The 14848-nt window shown below is 66.1% G+C and carries 9 protein-coding genes and 3 rRNA genes (1 of these 12 cut by a window edge); 4 read left to right on the top strand and 8 right to left on the bottom strand.

Translation table 11 applies throughout. From position 1 onward, the window contains the following. Positions 1-44: 44 nt before the first annotated feature. Positions 45-3263: a bifunctional proline dehydrogenase/L-glutamate gamma-semialdehyde dehydrogenase PutA gene (gene putA, locus CCR98_RS01810; protein WP_087921282.1), complete on the top strand. Its 3219-nt coding sequence runs from the start codon at positions 45-47 to the stop codon at positions 3261-3263. Positions 3264-3351: 88 nt separating this feature from the next. On the opposite strand, the gene CCR98_RS01805 is transcribed toward putA, so the two are convergent. The 3 genes from CCR98_RS01805 to CCR98_RS01795 all read right to left on the bottom strand — a co-directional run bounded on the left by CCR98_RS01805 (position 3352) and on the right by CCR98_RS01795 (position 6573). Next, positions 3352-4419, bottom strand: coding sequence for an AAA family ATPase (locus tag CCR98_RS01805; protein ID WP_087921281.1), 1068 nt, complete (start codon positions 4417-4419; stop codon positions 3352-3354). Then, positions 4406-5005, bottom strand: a complete 600-nt coding sequence (gene pnuC / locus CCR98_RS01800; protein WP_087921280.1) for a nicotinamide riboside transporter PnuC — start codon at positions 5003-5005, stop codon at positions 4406-4408. Before pnuC ends, CCR98_RS01805 begins: the two co-directional genes overlap by 14 nt. 140 nt (positions 5006-5145) lie before the next feature. Beyond that, on the bottom strand, positions 5146-6573 hold the full coding sequence (locus tag CCR98_RS01795; protein WP_087921279.1) for an outer membrane protein transport protein: 1428 nt from the start codon (positions 6571-6573) through the stop codon (positions 5146-5148). A 226-nt stretch (positions 6574-6799) separates the two neighbouring features. Between CCR98_RS01795 and CCR98_RS01790 the strand changes: the two genes are divergently transcribed. Next, positions 6800-7492 (top strand): rhomboid family intramembrane serine protease, encoded by a 693-nt coding sequence (locus CCR98_RS01790; protein ID WP_014035716.1) that lies wholly within the window; start codon positions 6800-6802, stop codon positions 7490-7492. A 106-nt stretch (positions 7493-7598) separates the two neighbouring features. Here the strand turns inward: CCR98_RS01790 and CCR98_RS01785 are convergent, their stop codons facing one another. Together CCR98_RS01785 and CCR98_RS01780 are read right to left on the bottom strand one after the other, a co-directional pair. Then, positions 7599-9047: a S41 family peptidase gene (locus tag CCR98_RS01785; protein WP_087921278.1), complete on the bottom strand. Its 1449-nt coding sequence runs from the start codon at positions 9045-9047 to the stop codon at positions 7599-7601. Positions 9048-9155: 108 nt separating this feature from the next. Continuing rightward, positions 9156-10454 (bottom strand): peptidoglycan DD-metalloendopeptidase family protein, encoded by a 1299-nt coding sequence (locus tag CCR98_RS01780; protein ID WP_087921277.1) that lies wholly within the window; start codon positions 10452-10454, stop codon positions 9156-9158. Positions 10455-10549: 95 nt separating this feature from the next. Between CCR98_RS01780 and CCR98_RS01775 the strand changes: the two genes are divergently transcribed. Together CCR98_RS01775 and CCR98_RS01770 are read left to right on the top strand one after the other, a co-directional pair. Beyond that, on the top strand, positions 10550-11212 hold the full coding sequence (locus tag CCR98_RS01775; RefSeq protein WP_087921276.1) for a hypothetical protein: 663 nt from the start codon (positions 10550-10552) through the stop codon (positions 11210-11212). Positions 11213-11298: 86 nt separating this feature from the next. Further along, positions 11299-13008, top strand: coding sequence for a M28 family metallopeptidase (locus CCR98_RS01770; RefSeq protein WP_087921275.1), 1710 nt, complete (start codon positions 11299-11301; stop codon positions 13006-13008). A gap of 218 nt (positions 13009-13226) precedes the next feature. Here CCR98_RS01770 and rrf (CCR98_RS01765) read toward each other — a convergent pair. From rrf (CCR98_RS01765) to CCR98_RS01755, 3 genes are all read right to left on the bottom strand, one after another. After that, positions 13227-13341 (bottom strand): 5S ribosomal RNA (rrf, locus tag CCR98_RS01765). A 134-nt stretch (positions 13342-13475) separates the two neighbouring features. After that, positions 13476-13590: ribosomal RNA gene (gene rrf, locus CCR98_RS01760) — 5S ribosomal RNA — on the bottom strand. 125 nt (positions 13591-13715) lie between these two features. Beyond that, positions 13716-14848, bottom strand: a 23S ribosomal RNA gene (locus CCR98_RS01755) (it continues 1747 nt past the right edge of the window).

The following is a 14848-nucleotide window of genomic DNA, read 5'->3' as shown; positions in this document are numbered from 1 at the left end:
CAAAAATGATTAAAATCGCCAAGTTTTCCACTGGCCGGACCGGCATGAACGCACCTTCCCCCTCCCCTGCCGCCCATGACGCCCCGCGTCCCGGCGCGCTGCTTTCGCCGGAACTGCCGGCGCCCCCCAACCCGTTCCGCCAGGCCATCACCGATGCCTGGTTGAAGGACGAGGCCAGCCACGTCCGCGAGCTGCTCGCGCAGGCCCGCCTGCCCGCCGAGGAACAGGCCAAGGTGCAGGCGCTGGCCGCCGACCTGGTCGGCCGCGTGCGCGTGCGCGCCAAGGACCAGGGCGCGATCGAAGCCTTCATGCGCCAGTACGACCTGGGCAGCGAAGAAGGCGTGCTGCTGATGTGCGTGGCCGAAGCGCTGCTGCGCATTCCGGACCAGGACACCGCCGACAAGCTGATCCGCGACAAGCTGGCCGATGCCGACTGGGAAAAGCACCTGGGCGGCAGCGACTCGGTGCTGGTCAACGCCTCCACCTGGGGCCTGATGCTGACCGGCAAGCTGGTGCAGATGAACGACGCCACCCGCGCCGATGCGCCCAGCGCGTTCAAGCGCCTGGTCGGCCGCGTCGGTGAGCCGGTGGTGCGCCTGGCCGTGCGCCAGGCGATGAAGATCATGGGCCACCAGTTCGTCATGGGCCGCACCATCAGCGAGGCGCTGTCGCGCTCGCACAAGGGCGACAACGCGGACTACCGCTACTCCTTCGACATGCTCGGCGAAGGCGCGCTGACCATGAAGGACGCGCTGCGCTACCTGGAAGACTACCGTCGTGCGATCCACGCCATCGGCGGCGATCACAAGGCACGCGGCGGCCGCCCGGAGGGCGACGTCAACAACGCGCCGGGCATCTCGATCAAGCTGTCGGCCCTGTACCCGCGCTACGAGCACGCCAAGCGCGAGCGCGTGCTGAAGGACCTGGTGCCGGGCGTGCTGGAACTGGCACAGCTGGCCAAGAGCTACGGCATCGGCTGCACCGTCGACGCCGAAGAGTCCGACCGCCTGGAACTGTCGCTGGACATCATCGAGCAGGTGTTCTCCGACGCCTCGCTGGCCGGCTGGGATGGCTTCGGCGTGGTCGTGCAGGCCTACCAGAAGCGCACACCGTACACGATCGACCACCTGGCCGACATGGCGCGCCGCGCCGGTCGCCGCCTGCAGGTGCGCCTGGTCAAGGGCGCCTACTGGGATGCCGAGATCAAGCGCGCGCAGATCGAAGGCTATCCGGGCTACCCGGTGTTCACCCGCAAGCAGAACACCGACGTGTCGTATCTGGCCTGCGCGAAGCGCCTGTTCACCCATGCCGACGCGATCTACCCGATGTTCGCCACGCACAACGCGCACACCATCGCGGCCGTGCGCAGCATCGCCAACGGTGGCGTGTACGAGCACCAGAAGCTGCACGGCATGGGCGACGACCTGTACGCCGAAGTGGTGCCGGCCGATCGCCTGGGCCTACCCTGCCGCGTGTACGCCCCGGTCGGTTCGCATGAAGACCTGCTGCCGTACCTGGTGCGCCGCCTGCTGGAAAACGGCGCCAACTCCAGCTTCGTCAACCGCATCACCGACGAGCGCGTGCCGATCGCCGACCTGATCCGCGATCCGGTCGAGATGGTCGCCTCGTTCGCTTCGATTCCGCATCCCAAGATCCCGCTGCCAGTAGACCTGCTGCGCAGCCAGAACCACGACAGGAAGAACTCCATGGGCGCCAACCTCGCCAACGACAACGAACTGCGCGCCCTGGCCGAGCAGCTCAACGCCGCCGTGAAGCCGTGGCAGGCCGCCCCGCTGGTACCGGGTGCGAACCCGGCCGGCGCCGCGCTGCCGGTGACCAACCCGGCCGACACCGGCGAAGTGGTCGGCCAGTGGCAGGCCGCCGATGCCGCCACCGTGCAGAAGGCGCTGGCCAATGCCGTGGCCGCCCAGCCGGCCTGGAACCGCACCCCGGCCGCCAGCCGCGCCGCCATCCTCGAGCACGCCGCCGACCAGCTGGAAGCGCGCATGCCAGAGTTCATGGCGCTGTGCGTGAAGGAAGCCGGCAAGAGCCTGCCCGACGGCATCGCCGAAGTGCGCGAAGCGGTGGACTTCCTGCGCTACTACGCCAAGCAGGCGCGCGAGCAGTTCAGCCACGCCGAGAAGCTGCCGAGCCCGACCGGTGAATCCAACGAGCTGCAGCTGCATGGCCGCGGCGTGTTCGTCTGCATCAGCCCGTGGAACTTCCCGCTGGCGATCTTCCTGGGCCAGGTCGCTGCTGCACTGGCCGCCGGCAACAGCGTCATCGCCAAGCCGGCCGAGCAGACCAACCTGATCGGCTACTACGCGGTGAAGCTGCTGCACGACGCCGGCGTGCCGGCCGAGGTGGTGCAGTACCTGCCGGGCGACGGCGCCACCGTCGGTGCCGCGCTGACCGCCGACCCGCGCGTGGCCGGTGTGGCCTTCACCGGTTCCACCGACACCGCCCGCGCGATCAACCGCACCATGGCCGCACGTGACGCCGCCATCGGCGTGCTGATCGCCGAGACCGGTGGCCAGAATGCCTTCATCGCAGACTCCTCGGCGCTGCCGGAACAGTTGGTCAAGGACGCGATCGGTTCGGCCTTCACCTCCGCCGGCCAGCGTTGCTCGGCCGCGCGCGTGCTGTTCGTGCAGGACGACATCGCCGACAAGGTGATGACCATGCTGGCCGGCGCGATGAAGGAACTGAAGGTCGGCAACCCCGGCCTGCTGTCCACCGACGTCGGCCCGGTGATCGACGCCGACGCGCTGAAAATCCTGCAGGACCATGCCGAGCGCATGGACCGCGAAGCGCGCCTGATCGCTGCGGCCGAACTGTCTGCCGAAGCCGCCAATGGCACCTTCTTCGCACCGCGTGCGTATGAACTGAAGGACCTGGGCCAGCTGCACAAGGAGATCTTCGGGCCGGTCCTGCACGTGATCCGCTGGAAGGGCGACCAGCTCGACGCGGTGATCGACCAGATCAACGCCACCGGCTACGGCCTGACCCTGGGCGTGCATTCGCGCATCGACGAGACCGTCGACCGCATCAGCAACGGCATCCACGTCGGCAACGTCTACGTCAACCGCAACCAGATCGGCGCGGTGGTCGGCGTGCAGCCGTTCGGCGGCCAGGGCCTGTCCGGCACCGGCCCGAAGGCCGGCGGCCCGCATTACCTGCTGCGCTTTGCCACCGAGAAGACGGTGACGGTGAACACCACCGCCGCCGGCGGCAACGCGTCGCTGCTGACCCTGGGCGACTGATCGCCCGCGTCAGGCAGTGAACGAAAAACCCCGCGAAGGCGGGGTTTTTTGTGCTTTGCCGGTAGCGCCGGGCCATGCCCGGCGACGATCATGCCGCCACACTGAACCGGCTGTCCGTAAGCTTGGCCAGCTCGTGCCGCACCCTCGCGATGCGCGTTTCCAGGCCGCCCTCCAGCAGCACGTACTCGACTCCCCGCGCCTGCAACTCGTGCACGTACCACGCATGCTGCTGGGCCCGGAATGCCTCCCCCACCCGCGTGCCGTCCTGGTCGAACGGGATATCCGGCGCACACAGGAACAACAGGTCGTACGGCCGCAGTGCAGCCTGCCGCAGTGCCTCCGGTGCCGTACCAAACATCCAGTCGCTGTAACCCAGCGTCACCAGCGGCGTGGTATCGCAGAACAACCAGCGATGCGCCCGCCGCGCAGCCTCATCTTCATGCCGCGGCTGCGTCATTGCGACGCGAAGTAGATCGCCGGGCTGCAGTTCGCCCCCCTGCGCTTCCCACAGCGTGCGTCCGTACTCCGGCACCCACGACGTGCCCAGGCGCTCGGCCAGCACGCGCGCCAGCGTGGTCTTCCCAGTCGACTCGCCTCCCATGAACGCCACGCGCTGCACGTAGGCCGCATACACCTCGGCAGAAAGGCTGTGCCGATGCGCATGTGGATCGGCTCGCAGCTGGGTACCACTGGCCTGGCCGACATCTCGCGTGCGCTCCAGCCGCTCATGGCGCACCGGTGTGCCGAAGTGCGTGGCCAACGCCTGCGCGAAGCCGTCTCCATAGTCCTCGCCGGTGTACACCGCCTGCACCGGCCCACCGAACAGGTTCAGGCACAGCCACGCGGTGAAATCCCGCTGCACCTGTTCGTCATCACTGTCCTGCGGCAGCGCGCGCGCTGGCAAGCCGTGCTGCGTGCACAATGCCGCCAGCCGCGCGTCATCCAGCACCACCACCGTCGCCTGCGGGAAGCGCGCACGCAGCCAGCGCTCGCGACGTGCCGCGCTGTAGCCGGTAAAACCCGGCTGCGACCAGCCGATCACCAGCAACTGCTGGCAGCGCGTGGCTGCGAAGTCGATCAATCGTTCATGGCCGAGGTGCAGCGGGCAGAACTTGCCCACCACCAGCCCCCGCGCAGCGCGCTCAGGCAGCGGCATCGGCCGCCCTGGCCTCGTTGCGCATCAGGTGCCGCCAATGGCGCAGGGCCACCAGCGCGTTGATCCAGAAGCCCACGTACAGGATCGAAGTCAGGTGCAGGCCACGGCTGTAGTACAGCGGCACTGCAACGGTGTTCACCAGCAGCCACACCCACCACGATTCCAGCTTGCGGCGCATCATCAGGATCTGCGCGATCACACTCAGCACCAGCACCGCCGAATCGATATACGGCGCATAGGCGTTGGTCAATCGGGTCAGCATCCAGCCGTAGCCGAACGTGACCACCACCGCCAGCGGCGCCAGCCAGGCCCATGCCCGCAGCCGCAACGAAGTGATCGGCAGCGGCGCGCCATGGTCGCCGCGCAGCCACTGCCACCAGCCCAGCACACTGATGGCGATGAAGAAGAACTGCAGCACCATGTCCGCATACAGGTGCGATCGTTCGAACACGGCGGCAAACAAGGCACAGCCGACGATGCCCAGCCACCAGGTGTGCACGTTGTTGCGGCCGGCCAGCAGGATCGAGCCGGCGACGGCGATGTTGGCAGCCAGCTCCAGCTGGAAGTTCGGGTCGGACAGGTTCATGACGCTATTGTCGTGGATCCGTGCGCTGCGTGGACAACCCGGCAGACCCACGCCATGCGTGGATGGCCCGGACCCTTCCCACAAAAAAAGGCCCCGCTCGCGCGGGGCCTCCTTCGTACTGCTTCAGGCAATCGCCCGAATCAGAACTTGTACTGCATCGAAGCCGCCAGCACGTCGCCGCTGACCTTGTACTTGCCGGTCACGGTGTTGCCGGTGGCCGAGGTCGAGGTGACGTTCGGATCCTTGGTGAACAGGTGGGTGTAGCCCACGCTGTATTCCATCTTGTCCGAAGCCGCGTAGGTCAGACCCAGCGACAGCCACTTGCGGGTGGTGTCCGGCACGCGCACGTCGCGATGGGCATCGGTGGTCGGGGTCTGGTCGTAGGCGAGACCGCCGCGCAGGGTCAGCTTCTCGTTCATGCGGTACTCGGTACCGATCGACGCGAAGGTGGTGTCGCGGTAGTGGAACGGCAGCACGCTGTCCGGCTGGTTGGAGTCATAGTCGACGGTAACCTGGTCGAACTTGCTCCAGGCGGTACGCGTGACTTCGGCCATGATCTTCCACTGGTCGTCCACGCGGTGGGTGAAGCCGATGGTGGCGCTGGCCGGCAGGGTGATCGAGGCACGACCCTTGCTGTCGATGAAGGTGCCCGGTGCGGCGGCGGCCAGGAAGGTCGCGGCATTGCCCGGAATGGTGAAGTCGGCCTTGCCGTCGTTGATCTTGTGCTTGACCTGCGAACGGTAGCTGAAGGCGATGTTGGTGCCTTCCACCGGGCTGACGGTCATGCCCAGGGTGTAGCCCATCGACACTTCGTCACCCTTGATGCGCAGGTAGCCATCGGCGGTGCCCGGAGCAAAGCCCTGCTGGGCCATGGCCACGGCGGCCTGACGCGAGGCGGCGGCAGCCTGGGCGGCGGTGCCACCGGCGGCCAGAACGGCAGCGGCGGCCTTCTGCTGGGCGCTGGCGTTGATCGCGGTGCCGGTATCGACGGCGCTGGTCAGGTCGACGTTCAGGCGCTCGGCGAACACCGAAGCACCGAACGACAGGTACGGGTTGATGTCGTAGGAGAACGCGACGCCCAGGTCGATCGCCTGCAGCTCGGTCTTGACGCCGTTGTAGCGGCCGACCCAGTCACGGTCGTATTCGGTCTTGAAGCCGAACGGCACGGTCAGCGATGCGCCGAAGTGCATGTTGTCGTTCTCGCCGAACGGCAGGTGGAAGTAGGCCGCCGGAACCGGGGCGATCATGCCGGCGTCGCCGCCGTTGCCGCCGGAAATCGGAGCGCCGTTGGCGTACTTGCCCTGGCCACGGAACTTGGCGCCGAAGCTGATGGCGCTGACGTCGCCCTGCAGCATGGTGCCGTCGAGCAGGCGCATGGAGGCCGGGTTGGTGGCGATGACCGAGGCGTCGCCTTCGGTCGAGGTGGAGCCGGCGAACGCACGGCCGAGGCCCTTGGCGCTGTTTTCCTTCAGCTGGAAGGCGGCGGCGTTGGCATCGGCGGCGGCCAGCGCACCGGCAACGCCGACGGCCAGCAGGGTCAGACGGGCGATGGTGGAAGCGGTTTGCATCGTAGTTCTCTCTCCGGTAAGCGGTGATGTTGCTCTGAGTGCGCCTGCGCCCGGACGGCCCTGGGGCCCTTCGGAGCGCGCCGGATTCCCCTCCCGACATACGACGCCGTATGCGAGTATTACCCAGAGCTGTTAATGAAACAATAACAGCACCTGCGCTTTTTTCGTCTCAAAAGCTGAACAGGACAATCCCCGCCGCAGGCCTCGTCACGCTAGGCTTATGCCCATGTTCGTCTCCCTCCCGTCGCGCAAGAAGGCGGCCCTGCGCTGGGCCACGCCCGTGCTGTTCGCGTCATTGTGGCTGGCATTCCTGTGGTCGATCTCGCGCCCGGACGATGCCCGCGGCAGCCTCTGGCTGGACTGGGGCGCCCTGTCCACCGGCCTGACCCACCCGCTGGACTGGTGGGCGACCCTGCAGGACGGCAGCGTGCTGCGCCTGTTCACCGCGCTGTTCCTGCACGCCGACTGGTCGCACCTGCTGGGCAACCTGGTGTTCCTGCTGATCTTCGGCCTGCCCGCCGAGCGGGTGCTCGGGCCATGGCGGTTGCTGCTGTTGTTCCTGGTCGGCGGTGCGGTGTCCAACCTGGTAGCGATCTACACCATGGGCAGCCCGGACCAGATCATCATCGGCGCCAGTGGCGCGGTGTCGGCGCTGATCGGCGCCTATCTGGCCCTGTTCCCGGGCGCGCGGCTGGGCGTGGTGATCCCGCTCGGCCTGTTCCTGGAGTTCGTGCGGGCCCCGGCCTACCTGCTCATCGGCGTCTGGGCCGCGCTGCAGGTGGTGTTCGCCCACATCGGCCCCAGCTTCGGCATGGTGGCCTGGTGGGCGCACATCGGCGGCTTCCTGTTCGGCCTGCTGTATGGCGTGTACGTGCGCGCGGCTATCGCGCGCCGGCTGCGCAAGCGCCACGGTTTCTGACCCCGGGTAGTGCCGGCCGCTGGCCGGCACCACGCTCACCCGCCCGTTCGTAGCATGGAGCGTGATCGACCGGGGCTTCATCGCCGGGCACGGCCCGGCGCTACCGTCAGGGTTTGGCGGGTGCAGGTACGGGCTTTGCTTCCGGCTTGCTCCCCGCCTTCGGTTCGACCTTGGCTTCCGGCTTCGCCGCACCGGCCTTCGCGGCCTTGGCCGCATCCGCCTTTGCCGCTTCGGCCTTCAACCGTGCAGCCACCGAACCCGGGTTCTTCAGCTCGGCCAGCGCGTCGTTGATCGGGCCATCGCCCGGCAGCACCGCACCGGCGTGGTAGCCCTCGGTTCCTTCGTCGTCGCCGCGCAGATGGCCCGGCAGGGTCGCTTCGCTGTAGTCGCTCAGGCTGGCCGGCAGTGCATCCTCGGCCGGCGTGGCGGCGGGCTTCAGTTCAACGTCCGGCACGATGCCGGTGGCCTGGATCGACTTGCCGCTGGGCGTGTAATAGCGCGCGGTGGTCAGCTTCACCGAATCACCGTTGTCCAGCGGCAGCACGGTCTGCACCGAGCCCTTGCCGAAGGTGCGGCTGCCGACCACGCGTGCGCGCTTGTTGTCGCGCAGCGCGCCGGCCAGTACTTCCGATGCGCTGGCCGAACCGGCATCGGCAAGCACGACCACCGGTGCGCCCTTCAGCAGGTCGCCCGGGGTCGCGTCGAATCGTGCATCACTGATGCTGATGCGGCCACGGGTGCTGACGATGTTGCCCTTGTCGAGCAGATCATCGGCCACCTGTACGGCGGCGGTCAGCAGGCCACCCGGGTTGCTGCGCAGGTCCAGTACCAGGCCCTTGAGCTGGCCACCGGACTGCTTCTGCAGCTGCTGCACGTGCTTCTGGAAGTCCGAACCGGTATCGGCCTGGAAGGTGCTCAGGCGGATATAGCCATAGCCGGGCTCCAGCAGGCGGCTGCGCACGCTGGTCACGCGGATGGTCTGCCGGGTGAGGCTGACATCGAAGGGCTTCGGCTTGCCTTCGCGCACGATGGTCAGCACCACCTTGCTGCCGGCCGGGCCGCGCAACGGCTCGCTGGCATCGATCGCACTGATCGGCTTGCCATCGATGGCGATGATCAGGTCACCGGCGAGGATGCCGGCCTTGGCCGCCGGCGTGTCGTCGATCGGCGAGATCACCTTCATGCTGGCGTTGTCCGGCTGCTGCTGCAGCTCCACGCCGATGCCCTCGTAGGCACCATTGGCCTGCTCGTCGAAGGCCTGCGCGTCTTCCTTGTTGAAGTAGGTGCTGTGTGGATCGAGGTCGAGCAGCAGGCCACGCACGGCCGACTGCATCAGCTTCTTGTCATCGACCGGGTCGACATAGGCCGCGCGCACCGCGTTGTACACGGCCACGAAACGGCGGATGTCTTCCAGCGGCACCTTCGAAGTCACCGCCTCCTCGCTGTTCGCTGCCTGCCCGCTGGTTTCCTGGCTCGGGGCGGGCGCGCTCTGCTGCGCCCAGGACAGCGCTGGCAACAGGGCCAGCAAGAGGGTGGCGGTACGGGCTGCGCGCATGGATCACTCCTGTCGACGGTGGCATGGTGCCCAAGGCACATGCACCGATTATGCGCGAAGCACAGCTAAATTCCCGTTGAATCCAGCCCGCACGTGGCGAGCCGGGATTCAGCGCCGCTGCAGCCAGCTGTCCGGGTTGACCGGTTGCCCGCCACGACGCAGCTCGAAGTACAGCGCGGTGACGCCCTGGCCACCGGAATTGCCGACCTTGGCCACCGCATCACCGCGGCTGACCCGTGCGCCGGCATCCTTCAGCAGGGTGTCGTTGTGGGCATACAGGCTCATATAGCCATTGCCGTGGTCGACGATCAGGATCATGCCGTAGCCGGTCATCCAGTCGGAGAACACCACGGTGCCGTCGGCCACGGCGGTAACCGTGCTGCCGGCCGGCGCGCCGATCAGCACGCCGCTGCTGGTACGGCCATCGGGCAGCTTGCCGCCATAGCGGGCCAGCAGGTTGCCGGACAACGGCCAGCCCAGGCCACCGACTTTCGGTGCCGGTGCCGACGCCACCGCAGGCGGAACCTTGGTTGGCGGCGGCGGCCGGCCCTGTGCGGCAGCCTGGCGTGCGGCCCGCTCGGCAGCAGCCTTTTCGGCGGCAGCTCGACGTGCCGCCGCACGACGCTCGGCTTCGGCCCGGGCAGCAGCGGCGCGCAGATTGGCCAGCAGCGTTTCCAGCGCCTTGGCATCCTGGCCCAGTGCCTGTTCCTTCTCGCGCTGGTCCTTGAAGCGTTCTTCCAGCGAGGCCACGGTCTGCGCGCGGTCACGGCGGTCGGCCGCCAGCGTCGCAGCCTGCTGCTTCTGGTCCTGCTGCGCCCCCTGCAGCTTCTGCCTGCGCTCGGCGATCTGCGCCTGCAGCGCTTCCAGTTCCTTCAGGTCGGCGGTGAGCGTGGTGATGCGCTGCGCACGTTCGCGCTGCAGGTAGCGGTGATAGGCCAGCGCACGATTGGCGTCAGCCACCGTGTCCTGCGACAGCAGCAGCTTCAACGGTGCATGGTTGCCCAGCTGGTAGGCCGCGCGCAGCAGGCCGGCCAGTTCGCGGTGCTGCTGGGCAAGATTGGCCTGCAGTGTGCCGCGGCGCTGTTCGGCTTCGGCCAGCGCCTGGTTCTGCTCGCGCAGGGCCGTCTCGGTCTGCGCAAGGGCGCGGCCACTGCGGGCCACCTTCTCGTCGGCCTCGCGCAGCAGTTGGGATGCCTGGCCACGCTGGCCCTCGATCTGCCGTCGTTCCTGCGCCACGCCCTTCAGCTCGGTGCGCAGCTTCTGCAGCTTGCGCTCGGTCTCGCGGGTGGTCTGCGCGGCGCCCGGCAGCGGCAGGGCCAGCGCCAGGACCAGCCCCAGCAGCAGGCAGCGCCCGCCGCGCGCAGCGGCGATGTGATGTCGGCGTGATGGGAAGGCGTTGTCGCGCAAGGGCTTTCCAGTGACTTCAGGCAGTTGCGGGAGGTACCGGGGAATGGTGACATCTCCGCACGCGGCCTGCCAGCCGCACATCCATCGAGGTCCCCATGAAAACTCTTTCCATTCCGCTGCTGTTGGGCGTACTGCTGGTCACCGGGCCGGTCTGCGCCCAGGAGAACATCAGCAAGGTCAACGGCAGCATCAGCGCCGAACCGGGCCAGCGCTACGGCAAGCTGGACACCGTCAACGGCGGCATCCGCGTCGGCGAAGGCGTCGAGACCGGCAGCATCGACACCGTCAACGGCGGGGTGAAGGTCGCCGACCGTGCGCGCACCGGCAAGATCGAAACGGTCAACGGCGGTGTCCGCCTGGGGCGCGAAGTGATCGCCAGCGGCAGCGTGAGCACCGTCAACGGCAGCATCTTCACCGATCGCGGCAGCCAGATCGAAGGCGGCGTCGAGACCGTGAACGGCGGCATCGGCCTGGTTGAAAGCCGCGTCGGCAAGGACGTGGAGACCGTCAACGGTGACATCACCGTAGGCATCGGTTCGCAGGTCAACGGCGGCGTGCATGTGCGCAAGCCGAACTTCAGTGTCTCGCTGACCGCCAGCCGCAAGCCGCGCGTGATCATCGGCCCCAACGCGGTGGTCAGTGGCCCGCTGCAGTTCGAGCGCGAGGTGGTGCTGTACGTGCATCGCACCGCGCGCATCGGCCCGGTCACCGGTGCCGAGCCGATCCCGTTCGATACCGAAACCGCGCCGGCCGACTGAATCCGTCGAACCTGCTGGTTCGGTGATACTCCCGTTTACCGGTCGCGCATGAGGTGCGACCGCCCTTTGTTCTCCAGGAATCGACGATGCCCCGCAAACTCCTCCTGTGCCTGGCCGCCGCGGCCGCGCTCAGTGCCTGCAAAGGCGAAGACACCCCGGCAGCCACGCCGGCCACCGATACCGCTGCCGCGAAGCCGGCCGCCCATCCGTTCTCCCCGGAAATCAACGCCGGGGACTTCGCCGAGATGGTCAAGACCCTGGCTTCGGATGAGTTCGAAGGCCGCGCCCCGGGCAGCAAGGGCGAAGAACTGACGGTCAACTACATCCGCGACCAGATGCAGCGTATCGGCCTGCAGCCCGGCAATGGCGACAGCTGGTTCCAGGACGTGCCGATGACCGAGACCACGGCCGACGAATCGACCGTGCTGAAGATCACCCAGGGCGGCAAGACCACCGAACTGAAGTTCGGCACCGACATGGTGGTAGGCACCCGTACCGGCCAGGCCGAGGTGAAGGTCGATGCCAGCGACCTGGTGTTCGTCGGCTACGGCGTGGATGCGCCGGAGCAGAAGTGGAACGATTACGCCGGGCAGGACTGGAAGGGCAAGACGGTCGTGATGTTCGTCAACGACCCGGGCTTCCACGTCGATGACGCGAAGCTGTTCGACGGCAAGCGCATGACCTATTACGGCCGCTGGACCTACAAGTTCGAAGAAGCCGCCCGCAAGGGCGCTGCTGCCGCACTGATCGTGCACGACACCGCCGGCGCGTCCTACGGTTGGGACGTGGTGAAGAATTCCTGGGCCGGCCCACAGTACGACCTGCCCGCCAAGGATGATCCGGAAGCGCGTATCCCGGTACAGGGCTGGCTGAGCGCCGACGCGGCCAAGGCGCTGTTCGCCGGTGCCGGCCTGGACCTTGCCCAGGCCTACAAGGACGCCAGCAAGCGCGGCTTCAGGCCGGTACCGCTGAAAGCCACCGCTGCGGTCGACCTGAAGAGCCAGATCGCACAGAAGCAGTCGCGCAACGTGGTCGGCGTGCTGCCGGGCAGCAAGCGTGCCGACGAAGCCGTGCTGTACATGGCGCACTGGGACCACCTGGGCAAGCATGAGGGTGAGACCGGCGACAACATCTACAACGGTGCGGTCGACAACGCGACCGGCGTGGCCGGCATCCTTGAGGTGGCTGAAGCCATGGCGCATCAGGAGCCGAAGCCGGAGCGCTCGGTGGTGTTCCTGGCCGTGACCCTGGAAGAATCCGGCCTGCTGGGTTCGAAGTACTACGTCGCCCACCCGACCTTCCCGCTGGACAAGATCGCCGGTGTGATCAACATCGATGCGATGTCGGTGGCCGGCCGTGCCAAGGACGTGACCGTCACCGGCTTCGGCAGCTCGGAGCTGGAGGACATCCTCAAGCCGCTGGCCGCCGCCCAGGACCGCACCCTGCACGGTGAGACCTCGGTGCAGAGCGGCTTCTACTTCCGCTCCGATCACTTCAACTTCGCCAAGGCCGGTGTGCCGGCCCTGTACGCCGATGGCGGCGAAGACCTGCGCGAGGGGGGCGTGGAAGCGGGCCGCAAGGCCGCGGCGGATTACGGCGCCAACCGTTACCACGGCCCGAAGGACGAATTCGACGCGGCCACCTGGAAGTTGGACGGCACTGTCGAAGACCTGCAGCTGATGTACGGCGTGGGCAAGGAACTGGCCGGTGGCGATCGTTGGCCGAACTGGTACGCAGGTAATCCGTTCAAGGCGGCCCGCGACGCGATGATGAAGGACAAGGACCCGGCCAAGTAAGTCGGCCATGCTCGACTGAACTTCGTTGAGAGCAGAGCGGCGCCCCACGGGGCGCCGCTTTTTTTGTGCGGTCCGCCATTGACTTGGTGGGCGCCATGGTTCCTCGCAGAGGGCATCCACGCATGGCGTGGATCTACCGGGCGATGTAACGCCGTACCCGCACTTTCTGCACGCAAAGAAAAACCCCGCTGCGTGAGCAGCGGGGTTTTGGGTGTAAACCCTGGCGATGACCTACTCTCGCATGGCTTGAGCCACACTACCATCGGCGCAGCTGCGTTTCACTTCCGAGTTCGGGATGGGATCGGGTGGTTCCACAGCGCTAATTTCACCAGGGAGACGGTTGCAGCAGCGCTTGCAGCGCCAGCTTCGCGATCTTGCCCGTGGGGCGGAAGGGACCCGGAAAATGCAGTGCCTTCACTTAATAAGAAAAAACCCCGCTGCGTGAGCAGCGGGGTTTTGGGTATAAACCCTGGCGATGACCTACTCTCGCATGGCTTGAGCCACACTACCATCGGCGCAGCTGCGTTTCACTTCCGAGTTCGGGATGGGATCGGGTGGTTCCACAGCGCTAATTTCACCAGGGAGGCTTTTGGAGAGTCGCACTCGTCCCGGGGGACAAGGCGCCAGCCTCGCATAGTTCTTGTGACGTAGCGTGCACTTGGATGCTCTTACGACGCTGTCGTAAAGCCAAGGCAACTTGAGGTTATATGGTCAAGCCGCACGGATCATTAGTATCAGTTAGCTCAATACATTGCTGTACTTACACACCTGACCTATCAACCACGTAGTCTACATGGTTCCTTCAGGGGGCTTGTGCCCCGGGAGATCTCATCTTGAGGCGCGCTTCCCGCTTAGATGCTTTCAGCGGTTATCGCTTCCGAACATAGCTACCCGGCAATGCCACTGGCGTGACAACCGGAACACCAGAGGTTCGTCCACTCCGGTCCTCTCGTACTAGGAGCAGCCCCTCTCAAATCTCCAACGCCCATGGCAGATAGGGACCGAACTGTCTCACGACGTTCTGAACCCAGCTCGCGTACCACTTTAAATGGCGAACAGCCATACCCTTGGGACCGACTACAGCCCCAGGATGTGATGAGCCGACATCGAGGTGCCAAACACCGCCGTCGATATGAACTCTTGGGCGGTATCAGCCTGTTATCCCCGGAGTACCTTTTATCCGTTGAGCGATGGCCCTTCCATACAGAACCACCGGATCACTAAGTCCTAGTTTCCTACCTGCTTGATCCGTCGATCTTGCAGTCAAGCACGCTTATGCCTTTGCACACAGTGCGCGATGTCCGACCGCGCTGAGCGTACCTTCGAGCTCCTCCGTTACTCTTTAGGAGGAGACCGCCCCAGTCAAACTACCCACCATACACGGTCCCCGACCCAGATAATGGGCCCAGGTTAGAACGTCAAGCACGACAGGGTGGTATTTCAAGGATGGCTCCGCTGCAGCTAGCGCCACAGTTTCATAGCCTCCCACCTATCCTACACAGACGAACTCAACGTTCAGTGTAAAGCTATAGTAAAGGTTCACGGGGTCTTTCCGTCTTGCCACGGGAACGCTGCATCTTCACAGCGATTTCAATTTCACTGAGTCTCGGGTGGAGACAGCGCCGCTGTCGTTACGCCATTCGTGCAGGTCGGAACTTACCCGACAAGGAATTTCGCTACCTTAGGACCGTTATAGTTACGGCCGCCGTTTACTGGGGCTTCGATCAAGAGCTTCGCCTTGCGGCTGACCCCATCAATTAACCTTCCAGCACCGGGCAGGCGTCACACCCTATACGTCCACTTTCGTGTTTGCAGAGTGCTGTGTTTTTGATAAACAGTC

Source organism: Stenotrophomonas sp. WZN-1 (assembly GCF_002192255.1).
In the GTDB taxonomy this organism is placed as follows: Bacteria; Pseudomonadota; Gammaproteobacteria; order Xanthomonadales; family Xanthomonadaceae; genus Stenotrophomonas.
Note: the sequence above shows the minus strand (reverse complement) of the source record. Positions and strands in the feature narration are given on the sequence as shown.

What these genes read in the sequence shown, in the direction of transcription:
- CCR98_RS01790 (WP_014035716.1), top strand. Translation starts at nt 6,800, where the DNA reads ATGTTCGTCTCCCTCCCGTCGCGCAAGAAGGCGGCCCTGCGCTGGGCC.
- CCR98_RS01805 (WP_087921281.1), bottom strand. Translation starts at nt 4,419, where the DNA reads ATGCCGCTGCCTGAGCGCGCTGCGCGGGGGCTGGTGGTGGGCAAGTTC.
- CCR98_RS01775 (WP_087921276.1), top strand. Translation starts at nt 10,550, where the DNA reads ATGAAAACTCTTTCCATTCCGCTGCTGTTGGGCGTACTGCTGGTCACC.
- pnuC (WP_087921280.1), bottom strand. Translation starts at nt 5,005, where the DNA reads ATGAACCTGTCCGACCCGAACTTCCAGCTGGAGCTGGCTGCCAACATC.
- CCR98_RS01795 (WP_087921279.1), bottom strand. Translation starts at nt 6,573, where the DNA reads ATGCAAACCGCTTCCACCATCGCCCGTCTGACCCTGCTGGCCGTCGGC.
- putA (WP_087921282.1), top strand. Translation starts at nt 45, where the DNA reads ATGAACGCACCTTCCCCCTCCCCTGCCGCCCATGACGCCCCGCGTCCC.
- CCR98_RS01770 (WP_087921275.1), top strand. Translation starts at nt 11,299, where the DNA reads ATGCCCCGCAAACTCCTCCTGTGCCTGGCCGCCGCGGCCGCGCTCAGT.
- CCR98_RS01785 (WP_087921278.1), bottom strand. Translation starts at nt 9,047, where the DNA reads ATGCGCGCAGCCCGTACCGCCACCCTCTTGCTGGCCCTGTTGCCAGCG.